Origin of the sequence: Rhodococcus sp. 15-649-2-2 (assembly GCF_002258645.1) — a bacterium.
Lineage (GTDB): Bacteria > Actinomycetota > Actinomycetes > Mycobacteriales > Mycobacteriaceae > Rhodococcoides.
Window position 1 is genome coordinate 310769 of record NZ_NPFM01000021.1, and the last position, 14666, is coordinate 325434.

General features: G+C 64.4%; 14 protein-coding genes. 5 read left to right on the forward strand and 9 right to left on the reverse strand.

What is annotated here, in order from left to right; all coding sequences use genetic code 11:
• Nucleotides 1-44: 44 nt before the first annotated feature.
• Nucleotides 45-659: a hypothetical protein gene (locus CH305_RS13445; RefSeq protein WP_037148824.1), complete on the reverse strand. Its 615-nt coding sequence runs from the start codon at nucleotides 657-659 to the stop codon at nucleotides 45-47.
• A 150-nt stretch (nucleotides 660-809) separates the two neighbouring features.
• Nucleotides 810-2291 (reverse strand): amino acid permease, encoded by a 1482-nt coding sequence (locus CH305_RS13450; RefSeq protein WP_032380279.1) that lies wholly within the window; start codon nucleotides 2289-2291, stop codon nucleotides 810-812.
• A gap of 406 nt (nucleotides 2292-2697) precedes the next feature.
• Between CH305_RS13450 and groL the strand changes: the two genes are divergently transcribed.
• Nucleotides 2698-4323, forward strand: coding sequence for a chaperonin GroEL (gene groL, locus CH305_RS13455; protein WP_032380280.1), 1626 nt, complete (start codon nucleotides 2698-2700; stop codon nucleotides 4321-4323).
• A gap of 66 nt (nucleotides 4324-4389) precedes the next feature.
• Here groL and CH305_RS13460 read toward each other — a convergent pair whose 3' ends face one another.
• Nucleotides 4390-4743, reverse strand: a complete 354-nt coding sequence (locus tag CH305_RS13460) for a VOC family protein (RefSeq protein WP_032401783.1) — start codon at nucleotides 4741-4743, stop codon at nucleotides 4390-4392.
• Between the two features lie 121 nt (nucleotides 4744-4864).
• On the opposite strand from CH305_RS13460, the gene CH305_RS13465 reads away from it, so the two are divergent.
• A complete protein-coding gene (locus CH305_RS13465; RefSeq protein WP_094703939.1) occupies nucleotides 4865-5653 on the forward strand; it encodes an RsiV family protein in 789 nt (262 codons plus the stop codon).
• A gap of 40 nt (nucleotides 5654-5693) precedes the next feature.
• Nucleotides 5694-6596 (forward strand): alpha/beta fold hydrolase, encoded by a 903-nt coding sequence (locus tag CH305_RS13470; RefSeq protein ID WP_094703940.1) that lies wholly within the window; start codon nucleotides 5694-5696, stop codon nucleotides 6594-6596.
• Here CH305_RS13470 and CH305_RS13475 read toward each other — a convergent pair.
• From CH305_RS13475 to CH305_RS13490, 4 genes are all read right to left on the reverse strand, one after another.
• A complete protein-coding gene (locus CH305_RS13475; protein WP_027498443.1) occupies nucleotides 6593-6916 on the reverse strand; it encodes a putative quinol monooxygenase in 324 nt (107 codons plus the stop codon). The two genes, CH305_RS13470 and CH305_RS13475, sit on opposite strands and share 4 nt — an antisense overlap.
• Before the next feature lie 61 nt (nucleotides 6917-6977).
• Nucleotides 6978-8003: an NAD(P)-dependent alcohol dehydrogenase gene (locus CH305_RS13480; RefSeq protein ID WP_094704003.1), complete on the reverse strand. Its 1026-nt coding sequence runs from the start codon at nucleotides 8001-8003 to the stop codon at nucleotides 6978-6980.
• Nucleotides 8004-8008: 5 nt separating this feature from the next.
• Nucleotides 8009-8788 carry an iron-sulfur cluster assembly protein gene (locus CH305_RS13485; protein WP_094703941.1) on the reverse strand — a complete coding sequence of 260 codons (780 nt, stop codon included), beginning with the start codon at nucleotides 8786-8788 and terminating at the stop codon, nucleotides 8009-8011.
• 1 nt (nucleotide 8789) lies between these two features.
• On the reverse strand, nucleotides 8790-9833 hold the full coding sequence (locus CH305_RS13490; RefSeq protein WP_037171974.1) for an amidohydrolase family protein: 1044 nt from the start codon (nucleotides 9831-9833) through the stop codon (nucleotides 8790-8792).
• A gap of 152 nt (nucleotides 9834-9985) precedes the next feature.
• Between CH305_RS13490 and CH305_RS13495 the strand changes: the two genes are divergently transcribed.
• On the forward strand, nucleotides 9986-11446 hold the full coding sequence (locus CH305_RS13495) for a helix-turn-helix domain-containing protein (protein ID WP_094703942.1): 1461 nt from the start codon (nucleotides 9986-9988) through the stop codon (nucleotides 11444-11446).
• An 18-nt stretch (nucleotides 11447-11464) separates the two neighbouring features.
• A complete protein-coding gene (gene ligD, locus CH305_RS13500; RefSeq protein WP_094703943.1) occupies nucleotides 11465-12418 on the forward strand; it encodes a non-homologous end-joining DNA ligase in 954 nt (317 codons plus the stop codon).
• Between the two features lie 67 nt (nucleotides 12419-12485).
• On the opposite strand, the gene argG is transcribed toward ligD, so the two are convergent.
• Both argG and CH305_RS13510 read right to left on the reverse strand, forming a co-directional pair.
• Entirely contained in the window at nucleotides 12486-13901 is a 1416-nt protein-coding gene (gene argG / locus CH305_RS13505; protein ID WP_032401789.1) for an argininosuccinate synthase, read from the reverse strand.
• A gap of 35 nt (nucleotides 13902-13936) precedes the next feature.
• A complete protein-coding gene (locus CH305_RS13510) occupies nucleotides 13937-14638 on the reverse strand; it encodes a FadR/GntR family transcriptional regulator (RefSeq protein WP_094703944.1) in 702 nt (233 codons plus the stop codon).
• Nucleotides 14639-14666 lie beyond the last annotated feature (28 nt).

Sequence of the window (14666 nt, forward strand, 5' to 3'; positions counted from 1 at the left end):
CGATGACCCGCCGCATGGTTGCGGGGACCTCGGATACGACCGAGTCAGAAGCCGAAGGCTGATCCGGTAGGGAGGCAGACTGATCCGGTGCAGCTGGGGGCGGCGCTGCCGACTGTGAGGGTTACTGGTTCGCTGGTCATTTGGCCTTCTCCGAACAGCGCACCGAATCCGGGTGTTCCATCTACGAGTTGTCTGTATTGGTTACTGTCGATTGTTCTTGTGTAGCAGAACCACGCGATTGTGTAGGTGCCGTCAGGGACGCTGGTATCGGAAATCGTGAGCACGGCGTCCTGGGGGTCCGCGACGTCCACATCGGCATTGAGGATCTCGCCGCCTGGCAAGCCGTCGCCGCTGTCGTCTTCTGCGAAGCCGCAGTAGAACGGAAAGTAGCCGGGTTGTGTGGAGGTGAAGGTGCCGGTGACGGTGTTGCTGCCGTCTGGGTTCGGTGTGGTGCTGAATGCGGCGATTGTGTCGCCGGGTGCGGCTGTGGCTGGTGCGGCGCTGAGGAATGCGAGGGGTATCGCCGTTAGTACGGCGAGTGCTGTGGTCAGGGTTGTGCGCATGTGGTGGGCTGCTTTCGTTTTGTTCGGCTCCCGACCGATTTGTCTGATGCTGCCATGGGTGCTGATGCTGGACTCGTTATATCGAAAATCGGCCATCCGACGGCCCGGGTCTGCGCACTCGAAGCACAGGGGCAGTTCCTCATGCAGCATCAAACATTGACCATCGGCCGTCCAGACATCTTGACGGCATGAGCAGGGCCCCGCATCGAGTCGATGCGGGGCCCTGTTCCTCGGGGTGTGTAAGGGTCACTCCTCCGGTTCGGTCGGACGATTCGCCACCACCGGGTACTGACCGGTGTAGCCCAAGCGTTCCTCGGCGACCGTGAGCACCTTGGTGCGTACCAAGTACCAGCCACCGATCAGGGCGGGAATGATGACCACCAGGGTGGCGATGGTCCACGACCCGATAGGCGCGTCGAAGGCCATCAGTACCAGCACGCCGAACAGGAACACCAGCGTCGCGTAGCTGGTGTACGGCGCGCCGAAGAGGCGGAACTTGGGCCGCTCCACGATGCCCTTCTTGGACCAGCGGTACAGCTGGATCTGGCACAGGACGATGGTTGCCCAGCTGGCGATGATGCCCAGTGCAGACATGTTGAGCACGATCTCGAACGCTTCGCCGGGGGCGATCGCGTTGAGGGCGACTCCGAACAAGGTGATGAAGCAGGTGAGCAGAATGCCGCCGAACGGCACTCCGCCCTTGGTCATCTTCTTGGTGAACTCCGGCGCGCTGCCGTTCATGGCCATCGACCGCAGGATGCGGCCGGTCGAGTACAGGCCGGCGTTCAGGGAAGACAGTGCCGCCGTGAGCACCACGATGTTCATGATGGTGCCCGCGCCGCCGAGGCCGATACTCGAGAAGAACGTCACGAACGGTGAGGTACCGGACTGGTATGCGGTGTACGGCATCAGCAGTGCGAGCAGTACGAGCGAGCCGACGTAGAACAGTGCGATACGTGCGATGACCGAGTTGATCGCCCGCGGCATGATCTTCTCCGGGTTCTCGGTCTCACCCGCGGCAGTGCCCACCAATTCGACTGCGGCGTAAGCGAACACGACGCCGGAGATGACGATGACCAGCGGCCACGCGCCCGACGGGAACAACCCGCCGTTGTCGGTGATGAGACTGATGCCCGGCATCTGGGTACCGACGGGAATTCGGCCCGCGAGGAACACGACGCCCACGATCAGGAAGGTCACCAAGGCGATGACCTTGATGATGGCGGCCCAGAATTCCATCTCGCCGAACCACTTGACCGACACGAGATTCAAGCTCATGACGATGACCAGCGCGATCAATGCGATGACCCACTGCGGGATCACTTCGAAACTGCCCCAGTAATGCATGTACGTCGCGATGGCGGTGACGTCGACGATGGCCGTCATCGCCCAGTTCAGGAAATACATCCACCCGGCGACGAAAGCGGCTTTCTCGCCGAAGAACTCACGCGCGTAGGAGACGAAACTGCCCGACGAAGGACGGTGCAGCACCAGCTCGCCGAGGGCACGCAGAATGAAGAAGACGAAGATTCCACAGAGTGCGTAGGCGAGGAAGAGGCCGGGCCCGGCGCTGGCCAGGCGTCCGCCCGCGCCGAGGAACAGGCCGGTGCCGATTGCGCCACCGATCGCGATCATCTGCAACTGCCGAGGTTTGAGGCCCTTGTGGTAGCCCTCTTCCTCGTGGTCCATCGCCGAGTTGTCGTACGAGGTGTCGACCGTATCGGACATGTTTCGATCCTTACTGTCGGATTTGTAGGGTTTTGTCCGAATTTTGTGGCGTCGAAGCTGTTGTCGCTCAACGGTATTAGCGCCGAGGGTTCGATGCACAGTATTCGGATGTTAACAACGCGTACGGGTGTGAACAGTGTGTGACGAATGGCAGCTCGGCTGAGCATCTGCTCGAGACCTGCGTCGCGCGGTGGCGTCGGGCACGGGGGCGGTGGTGGTTTGCTCGAGGCGGACGACCTTGCACTCGCCATGGTCGAGTGCTAGAAATGCAGTTGGCACTCTCGACACGTGAGTGCCAGGTCGGGACACGGTGAGGCCGGGGAATCAACGACACCCCTGGTCGTCCGTCGCGGGCACCGAGCTCGGCCAGCAATGTGTCACCCCCAATCCGGAGGATCACTTCGCAATGGCCAAGATCATCGCGTTCGACGAAGAGGCACGCCGTGGCCTCGAGCGAGGCCTCAATGCCCTCGCCGACGCAGTAAAGGTGACGTTGGGCCCCAAGGGTCGCAACGTCGTACTCGAGAAGAAGTGGGGAGCTCCCACGATCACCAACGATGGTGTTTCCATCGCCAAGGAGATCGAGCTCGAAGATCCCTACGAGAAGATCGGTGCCGAGCTCGTCAAGGAGGTCGCCAAGAAGACCGACGACGTCGCAGGCGACGGCACCACCACCGCTACCGTTCTCGCCCAGGCACTCGTCCGTGAAGGCCTGCGCAACGTCGCAGCCGGCGCGAACCCGCTCGGCCTCAAGCGCGGCATCGAGAAGGCTGTTGCAGCCGTCACCGAGGCTCTGCTCGCGTCCGCCAAGGAGATCGACACCAAGGAGCAGATCGCTGCTACCGCTGGCATCTCCGCAGGCGACCCGTCCATCGGCGAGCTCATCGCCGAGGCAATGGACAAGGTCGGCAAGGAAGGCGTCATCACGGTCGAGGAGTCCAACACCTTCGGCCTGCAGCTCGAGCTCACCGAGGGCATGCGCTTCGACAAGGGCTACATCTCGGCGTACTTCGCCACCGATGCAGAGCGTCAGGAAGCCGTCCTCGAAGACGCGTACATCCTGCTCGTCAGCTCCAAGATCAGCACCGTCAAGGACCTGCTGCCACTGCTGGAGAAGGTCATCCAGTCCGGCAAGCCGCTCGTCATCATCGCCGAGGACGTCGAGGGCGAAGCTCTCTCCACCCTCGTGGTGAACAAGATCCGTGGCACCTTCAAGTCCGTCGCCGTCAAGGCTCCCGGATTCGGTGACCGTCGCAAGGCGCAGCTCGCCGACATCGCCATCCTCACCGGTGGCGAGGTCATCAGCGAAGAGGTCGGCCTCTCCCTGGAGACCGCCGGACTCGAGCTGCTCGGTCAGGCACGCAAGGTCGTCATCACCAAGGACGAGACCACCATCGTCGAGGGCTCGGGAGATTCCGACGCCATCGCCGGTCGCGTCAACCAGATCCGCGCCGAGATCGAGAACTCCGATTCCGACTACGACCGCGAGAAGCTGCAGGAGCGCCTGGCCAAGCTGGCCGGCGGCGTTGCAGTCATCAAGGCCGGAGCCGCAACCGAGGTCGAGCTCAAGGAGCGCAAGCACCGCATCGAAGATGCAGTGCGTAACGCCAAGGCAGCCGTCGAAGAAGGCATCGTCGCCGGTGGCGGCGTGGCACTGCTCCAGGCAGCGCCCGCACTCGACAACCTCAAGCTCGACGGTGACGAGGCAACCGGCGTGAACATCGTTCGCGTCGCGCTGTCCGCTCCGCTCAAGCAGATCGCATTCAACGCAGGCCTCGAGCCCGGCGTCGTTGCGGACAAGGTTGCCAACCTGCCCGCCGGTCACGGCCTCAACGCCGCGACCAACGAGTACGAGGACCTGCTCGCTGCAGGCATCAACGACCCGGTCAAGGTCACCCGCTCGGCACTGCAGAACGCAGCGTCCATCGCGGCTCTGTTCCTCACCACCGAGGCCGTCGTCGCCGACAAGCCCGAAAAGGCCGGAGCGCCCGCCGGCGATCCGACCGGTGGCATGGGCGGCATGGACTTCTGAGTCCAGCCCCTCGCTGAAGAAGCCCGACTCCCTTTCGAGGGGGTCGGGTTTTTTCGTGCGTACTCGTCAGTCCCGGTGATACGCGATATTGATGACGTTGCCGTCGGGAGCGCGCACGAAGAAGCGGCGCACACCCCACGGCTCGGTTGTCAGTGGATGCACGATCTCGTAGCCGAGCTTCTGCGCTTCGGCGTACGCGCCGTCGACATCGTCGGTGTGCACCGACATCACCGAATCCTCCGGTGCGCTTTCGTCACGGGTGACCAGCTGAACGCTGACAGGGCGATCGGGCGACGTCAGCCGCGCGACCCACCCCATGTCGAACTCCTCGGACGCCAGACCGAGGAACTCGGCGTAGAACGATTTTGCCGCGTCGACGTTCGGAACCCGCAGATTGGTGATGATGCTCGTCGTTCTCATCGAACTCCCTCCGAAACGTGGCCGGTCGACACGAACCGGACGGTTCGACGCTAGCTGCGGAGTCTTTGCTCCGCAGTTGTTTCCCATTGAGTGCGACACCGCGCAGTGGTTAGGGTCGGTCATGACTCGTATTCGCTCGATGGTCGCCGCAGCGGCCGTGACCGCGGCCGTGGCGGGCTGCTCCACCTCGGGAACCGCCACGCCGGCGTCGGCACCGACGACCACTGATGTCACCGTCACGACCGAGCGAGCCGAGCCGACGAGTACAGCGCCGCCCACGACCTCGAATGCCGCCGAGCCGTACGTCGTCGGCAGCACTCGGATCACCGGATCGACGGAGCATGCCACGTACGACGTCGCCATTCCGCAGCTCAGTGGTGGGAATCCCGCCGTGACGGCGGAGTTCAACGAGTCGATGCGGGCGGCATTGCAGGACTTGATCGACGGCCACAACGGACAGGACTTCGCCCTCAGCGACGGCTACTCGACGGGTGCTACCTACGTCGGTCGACGCGTGATCAGTGCCGAGCAGATCACCGATTGGATCGCCGTGCCGCCCGGTGCCCATGGTGACTCGCTGATCTCGACCGTGACGATCGACGCCGACACCGCACAGCCGATCTCCCTCGGCGATGCCTTCACCGACCTCGACACAGGCCTGGCACGGCTGTCGGACCGAGCAGCGAAGATCTTGCCGACCACCCGCGCGGGCGAGAGTTTCGAGCGCTCGGGAATCGAACCGACGCTGGCCAATTTCGCGAACTGGACGGCATCACCGGAAGGGATGAACATTCACTTCGGTGACTACCAGGTGGGGGCCTATGGCATCGGCCTCATCACCATCACCGTGCCATGGACCGACCTGTCCGACGTCCTCGCTCCCGGCATGCAGGACGTGCTGAGCAGTTGACTGTCGGCGCCGACCGCCACCGCAATGCGAGCATGGACCCATGATGATTCGCGCAGGGGTGCTGGACATCGCCTTCGACCGCTTCGGTGATCCGTCCGGCCGCGCAGTGGTGCTGCTGCACGGGTTTCCTTACGACACCAGGTCCTACGACGACGTCGCCAGGCTGCTCGCCGAATCCGGCTACTACGTGGTGGTGCCGTACTTACGCGGCTTCGGACCTACCCGGTTCGTCGACGCCGACACGATGCGCTCCGGTGAACAGGCCGCGATCGGCCACGACCTCCGCGAGCTGATCATCGCGCTGGAACTCGACAAGCCCATCGTCGCGGGCTACGACTGGGGTGGGCGAGCCGCCTGCGTCGTCGCCGCGCTGTGGCCGAAGCTGGTGTCGGGCCTGGTGAGTGTCTCCGGATATCTGGTCCAGGACATCGCTGCCGCTGTGTCCACGCCGGTGCCGCCGCACCTCGAGAAGCGGTACTGGTACCAGTACTACCTGCACTCCGAGCGGGGCCGGGCCGGGCTCGCGGCCTACCGCGCAGAGATCGCCCAGACACTGTGGACGGATTGGTCGCCTACCTGGAGGTTCGGTGACTCCGAATTCGCCGCCACCGCATCCTCGTTCGACAACCCCGACTTCGTGGACGTGTCCGTGCATTCCTACCGTCACCGATACGGCATCGAGGCCGGGGATGCGGACTATGCAGAAACGCAGGACTTGCTGACGCGGCAACCGAGGATCACGGTGCCCACGGTCGTGATCGATCCGACCGAGGACACCGTTGCCTCGCTGTACGGCAGCCCGGACCACGCGGCGCACTTCACCGATCTGATCGATGTTCGTCAGGTCGATTGCGGCCACAACCCGCCTCAGGAGTTGCCCGGGCAGTTCGCCGACGCCATCGTGACGCTGGGCCAGGTGGTCCGGGATCGCGAAAGGGACTAGTCGACCGCGAGCTCGCCCAGTTCGTTCCAGTCGGTGCCGTCCACCTCTTGGCTGATGATCTTCGGCGTCTCCTGCAGGTACGGCGGGAGGTCCTTCTGCGCCTGCTTGAAGTGATCCGAGTTCACGTGCGTCGCACCGGCATCGGGATCCTTGAAGGCCTCCACCAGGACGTACTCGGTGGGGTCGTCGAGGGTGCGCGACCAGAAGTACCAGAGACATCCTTCTTCGGCTTGGCACGCTTCGGTGAAATCGCGTGAGATCTCGGGCCAGTTGTCGGCGTGCTCGGGCTTGACCTTGAACTTGGCGGTGATGAAGATCAACGTTGCTCCCTGTGTTCGATGTGACGGTAGTTGTGGTGACGGCTTTTGGTACTACCCGGTTTCACGGTACGAGAATCGCGCGGCCGCGAACCCGTCCGTTGTCGAGGTCGTCGATGGCGCTCTGGAAGTCGTCCAACGAGTAGGTCTGCGTGTGCAGATTCACCGCGCCGCGTGCGGCGAGGGACATCAGATCGCACAGGTCGTTGTAGGACCCGACGAGATTGCCGACGATGTTCTTCTCCGCCGAGACCAGGTCGATGGTCGGCACGTCGACGTTCTCGCCGTACCCGATGACGTGATAGTCACCGGCCCGCCTGGTCATCGCCAATCCTTCTGCGGTGGAGCCGTTCTCGCCGACGAAGTCGAGTACCACCTCGGCCCCGAAGCCGCGGGTGAGTTCCATGACCTGATCGACCTGGGTACCGTCGGCGACCACCGCGTGATCTGCGCCCAGGGTGAGCGCCAGCTTCACGGCATCGGCATTGCGGTCGATGACGATCAACTCGGCCGGGGACAGCGCCTCGAGTACCTGAATACCGATGTGGCCCAGGCCGCCTGCTCCGATGACGACGCACTTGTCTCTCGGCGTCAGACGCCTGGCCGCCTTCGCCGCCGCGTGGTACGCCGTCAGACCGGCATCGGCCAGCGCGGCGACGGCAGACGGTTCGAGTGAATCGTCGATCTTCACGACTGTCCTGGCGTTGGTCCGCAGATAATCCGCGTACCCGCCGTTGGTGTCGATGCCGGGGAAATCACTCGTCTCGCAATGGACGTCGTCTCCGGATCGGCAGGCGCGGCACAACCCGCACGTCACCAGCGGATGCAGGATCACCTTGTCGCCCTCGCGCACGTTGGTGACCGCCGAGCCGACGGCATGGACCCACCCGGCGTTCTCGTGCCCGATCGTGTACGGCAGTGTGACGCCGGACTTTTCGGCCCATTGGCCTTCGAGGATGTGCAGATCGGTGCGGCACACGCCGGCCCCGCCGATCTTGACGATGACGTCGAGTGGGCCCTGTACTTCCGGAATCGGAACCTCGGCCATCTCCAGATTCCTGTGGTACCCGACCACCTGGACTGCGCGCATCGTGCTCATCGTGACTGCTCCTGTGTAGTGCTGTGCTGGACGGTGAGGGTGGTGAGGGGGATGAACGCGCCTTCCATCCGAGGTATTTGCTGCTCTTCCGACCCCGGGTAGCGGGTCTGCAGCAGTCCGCGACAGAAGTGCGCGTTGCCGTCGATCGAGACGCGGGTGGCGCGGGCGCGCCGCATCACCATCGTCAGATCTCCGGTGTGTGGACGACCGGTGTGATCGACCAGAGCGGGAGCGGCCGGATCGACCCTGAGGCCGAGTGCCTCGCGTCGGCGAAGCAGCGCGGTCGAGGTGCGATCGTCCGCTAGATCTCCGAGAACCACTGCAGCCAAGTCATTTTCGGTCAAGTCGGGATTGGCGCGCAACCATGCCATGAGCGAGCGTTCCATGGCCGCCACATAGGCCTTGCGTCGGAACGTCGCTCGTAATTCCTCGAGATCCTCCTCGGCCTCGTGTCCGAACGTGCCGCGGTAACCGGCGTCGGCGGCGAGGCCGGCGTTGATCTTGTCCGAGTCGTGGTGATCGTCCAGTTCGACGAGAACGCGCTCGGTCCACGGCAACGCCGTCAGCACGTCCTTGGAGTCTCCCGCCATCAGATACGCGAAGTTCGGCGAGCAGAACGACGTCGGCAGTCGAAGATGAACGTGCACCGTGCCGTCGTCGACCTCGAGGGATCGAACGAAGCCGAGATCGGTGATGGGCTCGTCCAATTCGGGATCCAGGACAACACCGAGGGCGGCGTAGGCCTCGTCCTTCCTGGTAGTCGTAGCGGTCGTCATGTCACACCGCCGCGAGGTCGGCGCGTTCGGGCTGACGAGGACCGGTCTCGGTCTCGTCGGCGTCGGGCAGCTGCAGCTCGGCGGGCACCGGGATGTCGTAGAGCTTGGCGGCGTTCAGTCCGAGCACCTTCTTCTTCTGCTCGAGCGTGATGGGTGCGTATTCGTCGAGGGACTCGTGGATCTGGAAGTCGACGAATCCTTCGACCAGCCACTTGGGTGTCCACAGCGCGTAGTCGGAAGAGAAGAAGATGCGGTCCTCGCCGAGCCAGTACAGCAGTTCACCCATGATCTGACCGAAGTACTTCGGGCGCGTGTGCATGAACGGAATGGCCACGGCGAGGCCGGCGTACACGTTGGGCTCCTGGGTGGCGATCCAGCAGAAATCCTCGAGCCGGGGCAGTCCGCAGTGTTCGACGACGAAGTTCAGATCGGTGAAGTCGGTGGCCACGTGATCGACATCGGCGACGTCGAATGCATCGCGATCGAGCGGGCGGATGGTCGGCCCCTTGTGCACGTGGATGTTCTTGATGCCGACCTCTCGGCACACTTCGAGGTAGCGCCGCGTCCAGTCGTCGTCGAGCTTGTAGCCGCGGGAGTCGCCGTGCCACTCGGCGGTGTAGAGCTTGACGCCCTTCAGTCCGAAGCGTTCCGCGTCGGCACGCAGTTGGTCGAGGCCACGCTCACCGTTGCGGGGGTCGAAGTGATGGTTGTAGGTCAGTTTGTCCGGGTGAGCTGCCGCGAGTGCAGAGGCCTCCTCGGTCTGGCCGAAGCCGGTCTTGTAGAACTCCCCGAGGTGAGCGGGCTGGAAGATGGCGTGATCGACGTATCCGATCTCGAACAGGTCGTGCATCAACCGCTCGCCACCCTGGTAGAGGTACTCGTCGTACGTCCACAGTTCGCTTTCGGGGGAAAGATTGCGGTGATAGTCGTAGAAGCAGTCGATGAACTGCTTGCCGTGAATGTTGCGTTGGTTCTCCTGCCGCGCGTCCCACAGTGCGACGTGGGCGTCGACGATGAAGAAGTTTTCGCCGTTTTTCGTGTACATGCGTGAGCCTCCCGAAGTGCGGTTCGTGACGTGGGTCACGTTTGTCTGTGCACGACGGTAAGGCGGTGAGGCCGCCTCCAGGGCCTCTCGTTGTCTCAATTCGAGACGATCGACAGATCGGTATTGCGACTTGCGAATGTAACGTGGGTCACATGGCTGAATCGGAGGGTCTCGCGCGAGCCCGACTCCACTCGGAGCCCCTCGCTGCCGTCTCACACCGTCTTCTCGCGTCCTGGCACCGCAGTCAGCGGTACGGCGTCTCGCTGGACGAGGTTGCTCCCGTCTTCTCGGGAACCTACGACGGTGAATCCCTGTTCTACCGGTGCGGCCGGGAAGTGCTCGACGGCCTGCGTGACACGTTGGCGAACGAGCCGGTATCGATGATGCTGACCGACGCCGACGGCCTCGTACTGGATCGCGTCAGCGCCGACCGTGAATTGCTCGCCGCCCTCGATCGCGTCCATCTGGCACCCGGGTTCTCGTATGCCGAGGATCAGACGGGGACCAACGGACTCGCGCTGGCGCTCGCGGATCGGGTGCCCGCGGTGGTCAGAGCCGACGAACACTATTCACTGTCGCTGGCCGGGTACACGTGTGCGGCCGCTCCGGTGCTCGATCCACTGACCGGCCGGGTCGAGGGGTGCGTCAATCTCACGACGTGGTCGCAGTCGTCGTCGGATCTGCTTCTGGCCCTTGCTCAATCGGCGGCCGGGAACACCTCGGCCATGATGCTCGCACGGTCGCAGGGCCAGCAGCCTCGGCCGGCTCCGCGCGGTGAGGTGTTCCGGGTCGAGACCGCGCACAGCGGAGCGGGATCCGGCATCGTCGACGACCTCTCGCCGGCGTGGCGCAGCGCGTTCGGCGCCGCGAGATCGGCTCTCGCCGATCATGGTTCGGTATTGATGGTCGGCGAGGCAGGATCGGGTCGAGCCACCGCCCTTGCCCGAGCGCTGCGGGCAGCTCGGCCCCGTGGCCGGATCCTCAGTGCCGGTGCACCCGCTGCCCGTGACGCCGAAGCTTGGCTCGACCTGTGGACTCCCGAATTGCCGAAACCCGATACTGCCGTGGTCATCCGTGACGTCGACAGGCTGCCCGCCCGCGCGGCGGATACGTTGGCCGAGCTACTGCGCCGCGCGGGAGCAGGCGTGCCGGTGACCGTGACGGCATCGAACTACGACGACGTGCCGCATGCACTGGCCGGATTGCTGCGCACGGTCGTCGAATTGCCTGCACTTCGGCATCGGCCCGACGACATCGCGCCGCTCGCACTGCACCTGGCGGGCCGGGTGCGCGGCCGGGCAGTCACGCTGACCGGCGCGGCCCAGCGGGCATTACGTGAATATGCCTGGCCGGGCAACGTGGCGGAAGTGGCGACGGTGATGCACCGCGCCGCGATTCGAGCCGATGTCATCGGCGTCGAACACCTTCCGCCGGAGGTGCTCTCACACACCACCCATCGGCTCACTCGCATCGAGACGTTCGAGCGCGACGAGATGATCCGCGTGCTCACCCGCCCCGGCATCACGATGAGCGAGGCGGCGGAGGAGCTGGGTATGAGCCGCGCGACCATCTACCGCAAAAGAGACCGTTACGGCATCACGCTGCGTTCTTGATCGCTTACCCTCGACCTCATGGCCAGTAGCTCTCCGTCGATCGAGTTACCGGTCGGTGACCGCATCGTTCGCATCTCCAATCCCGATCGGGTGTATTTCCCCGAGAGCGGTGCCACCAAGCTGGATCTGGTGAACTACTACCTGAGCGTCGGCGACGGCATCGTGCGCGCGCTACGGGAACGCCCGTGCATGATGCACCGCTTTCCCAAGGGTCTGGCCGGCGACAAGGTGCACCAGAAGCGCGTGCCCAACGGCGCGCCGCCGTGGCTCGAGACGGTGCAGGTGACGTTTCCCCGCTACAACCGCACCGCCGACGAGCTGTGCGTGACGGAATTGGCCCATGTGGCCTGGGCCGTGCAGATGTCGACCGTCGAATTTCATCCGTGGAACAGTCGCCGCGCCGACGTGGAAATGCCCGACGAGTGGCGCATCGACCTCGATCCGATGCCCGACTGTTCCTTCGACCGAGTCCGACGCGTGGCCGGGGTCGTTCAGGAGGTACTGAGCGATCTCGGTGCCGTCGGCTGGCCCAAGACCTCGGGAGGTCACGGCCTGCACATCTACGTTCGGATCGATCCGGCCTACGGATTCAAGGACTTGCGAAGGGCTGCACTGGCTTTCGCGCGTGAGGTGGAGCGTCGCGCACCGGACGACGTGACCACCACGTGGTGGCGCAAGGATCGGGACCCGGCGAAACTGTTCGTGGACTACAACCAGAATGCCCGTGATCACACCATCGCCAGCGCGTATTCGGTTCGCGGAAATCAGCAGGCGACGGTGTCGACGCCGATCGCGTGGGACGAAGTAGCGAGCGTGGATCCGCGAGAATTCACGATCCACACAGTGCCTGCCCGATTCGCCGATCTGGGTGACCTGCACGCCGGCATCGACGATGCGGTGTTCGCCATCGACGAGCTTCTCGAGTGGGCTGAGCGCGACGAGCATGAAGGGCTTACCGAGCCCGAGGAGTAGCCGAACTCGAAGTTATGGACGGAAATCAGCGGAAATCCGTCCATAACTTCGAGTTCGGCGGCAAAAATCAGTCGGTGCCGGACTCGATGGCGGCGTGGTCGAGTGCAGAGGAGTCCACGGAGCTCCCGGGGCTGCTCGCGGCGATGGCGTCGGCTCCGCCTGCGGGCAGTTCGCCGATCAGGTCGCCCCAGGCCGTGAGCTGATTCTGCGCGGCGTACTGCTCGAGTTTGCTGCGGGAATCGGCGATGTCGAGGTTGCGCATCGTCAGCTGGCCGATGCGGTCGCCGGGGAAGAACGCCTGGCCCTGGCTGCGTTCCATCGACAGCTTCTCGGGGTGGTAGCTGAAGTTGGTGCCCTGGGTGTCGACGATGGTGAAGTCCTGGCCGCGGCGCAGACGCACCGTCACACTGCCGCTGACGACGTTGCCGACCCAGCGCTGCAGACCCTCGCGCAGCATCAGCGCCTGCGGGTCGAACCAGCGTCCCTCGTACAGCAAGCGCCCGAGTCGACGGCCCTCGTTGTGGTACGAGGCGACGGTGTCCTCGTTGTGGATGGCGTTGACGAGGCGCTCGTAGGTGATGTGCAGCAACGCCATTCCGGGGGCCTCGTAGATGCCGCGGCTCTTGGCTTCGATGATGCGGTTCTCGATCTGGTCGCTCATGCCGAGGCCGTGGCGTCCGCCGATGGCGTTGGCTTCCATGACGAGGTCGACGGGGCTGTCGAAGCTCTTGCCGTTGATCCGCACCGGGCGGCCGCGCTCGAACTCGACGGTGACCTCTTCGGGAGCGATCTCCACCTCGGGGTCCCAGAACCTGACGCCCATGATGGGGCTGACGATCTCGAGGGACGTGTCGAGGTACTCGAGCTTCTTCGCTTCGTGGGTGGCACCCCAGATGTTGGCGTCGGTGGAGTACGCCTTCTCGGCGGAATCTCGGTAGGGGAGGGTGCGCTGGGTGAGCCACTGCGACATCTCGTGGCGGCCGCCGAGCTCGGCGACGAACGCCTCGTCGAGCCAGGGCTTGTAGATGCGCAGCTGCGGATTGGCGAGCAGACCGTAGCGGTAGAACCGCTCGATGTCGTTGCCCTTGTACGTCGAACCGTCGCCCCAGATCGAGACGCCGTCTTCGGCCATCGCGCGAACCAGCATCGTGCCGGTCACCGCACGGCCGAGCGGGGTGGTGTTGAAGTACGTCTGCAGCGACGAGCGAATGTGGAATGCGCCGCAGGTCAGCGCAGCCAGGCCCTCCTCGACGAGCGGCTCACGGCAGTCGATGAGCCGCGCTTGCTCGGCCCCGTAGGCCAGGCCGCGCTCGGGCACATCGGACAGATCCGGCTCGTCGTACTGGCCGATGTCTGCGGTGTAGGCGTACGGAATCGCGCCGTGCTCGCGCATCCATGCCACGGCCACCGAGGTGTCGAGACCGCCGGAGAATGCAATGCCGATTCGTTCGCCGACCGGGAGGGAGTTCAATACCTTCGTCACGGCAAGCAGCCTAGTCGGACGGGCTACTCGGGCTGTTATGGGTGATCGGCGAGCGACTCCACTGCACCCCGGACCGCATCGAGATGCGCGGTCATGGCGCGTGCTGCCGCGTCGTACTCGCCTGATCGGATGCCGTCGACGATCGCATCGTGCTCCACATTGGACTGCTGCTGGCGGTGGGCGACGAGATTGAGCGTCTCCGATTGCCGCGTCAACGCATCCCGGATGTCGACGATGATCGCCTCGAACACTCGGTTCTTGCTCGCCCGCGCGATCGCGGTATGGAACTGCGCGTCCAGCAGCACCCAGGCCTCGTGGTCGTCCTCGGAGCGCATCTCGTCGGCCAGGCCGGCGAGCACCGTCAGCTCCTCCTCGGTGCGACGCTCCGCGGCCCAGCCGGCTGCGGGGATCTCCACGTGCGGGCGGGCCTCCATCAATTCACGGGCGGCGTAGTTACCTATGTCGAGGTCGCTGCCGACCCGATCCCGGACGACAAAAGTGCCGAGGCCCGTCTTGGTTTCGGTCAGACCGAGGGCATGGCACGAGCGCAGAGCCTCGCGGATGACGGAACGGCTGACGCTGTGCCTGGCGGCAAGGGCCGCCTCGGACGGCAACTTCTGGCCGACGGGGAGATCTCCCGACGAGATAGCTGCGCGTAGATCTGCGAACACCGCCTCGGCTGCGCTCATGCGCGCAGTGGTGGGCTGCCTGACCGCCCAGCTGTCCGACAGGTCCATAACGTGATCCTAGCGTGGGGTTGACCGA

Coding starts and splice junctions, on each gene's coding strand:
- groL (WP_032380280.1), top strand. CDS start 2,698: ATGGCCAAGATCATCGCGTTCGACGAAGAGGCACGCCGTGGCCTCGAG.
- CH305_RS13510 (WP_094703944.1), bottom strand. CDS start 14,638: ATGGACCTGTCGGACAGCTGGGCGGTCAGGCAGCCCACCACTGCGCGC.
- CH305_RS13450 (WP_032380279.1), bottom strand. CDS start 2,291: ATGTCCGATACGGTCGACACCTCGTACGACAACTCGGCGATGGACCAC.
- CH305_RS13470 (WP_094703940.1), top strand. CDS start 5,694: ATGATGATTCGCGCAGGGGTGCTGGACATCGCCTTCGACCGCTTCGGT.
- CH305_RS13465 (WP_094703939.1), top strand. CDS start 4,865: ATGACTCGTATTCGCTCGATGGTCGCCGCAGCGGCCGTGACCGCGGCC.
- CH305_RS13490 (WP_037171974.1), bottom strand. CDS start 9,833: ATGTACACGAAAAACGGCGAAAACTTCTTCATCGTCGACGCCCACGTC.
- CH305_RS13485 (WP_094703941.1), bottom strand. CDS start 8,788: ATGACGACCGCTACGACTACCAGGAAGGACGAGGCCTACGCCGCCCTC.
- ligD (WP_094703943.1), top strand. CDS start 11,465: ATGGCCAGTAGCTCTCCGTCGATCGAGTTACCGGTCGGTGACCGCATC.
- CH305_RS13445 (WP_037148824.1), bottom strand. CDS start 659: ATGGCCGATTTTCGATATAACGAGTCCAGCATCAGCACCCATGGCAGC.
- CH305_RS13480 (WP_094704003.1), bottom strand. CDS start 8,003: ATGCGCGCAGTCCAGGTGGTCGGGTACCACAGGAATCTGGAGATGGCC.
- CH305_RS13495 (WP_094703942.1), top strand. CDS start 9,986: ATGGCTGAATCGGAGGGTCTCGCGCGAGCCCGACTCCACTCGGAGCCC.
- CH305_RS13460 (WP_032401783.1), bottom strand. CDS start 4,743: ATGAGAACGACGAGCATCATCACCAATCTGCGGGTTCCGAACGTCGAC.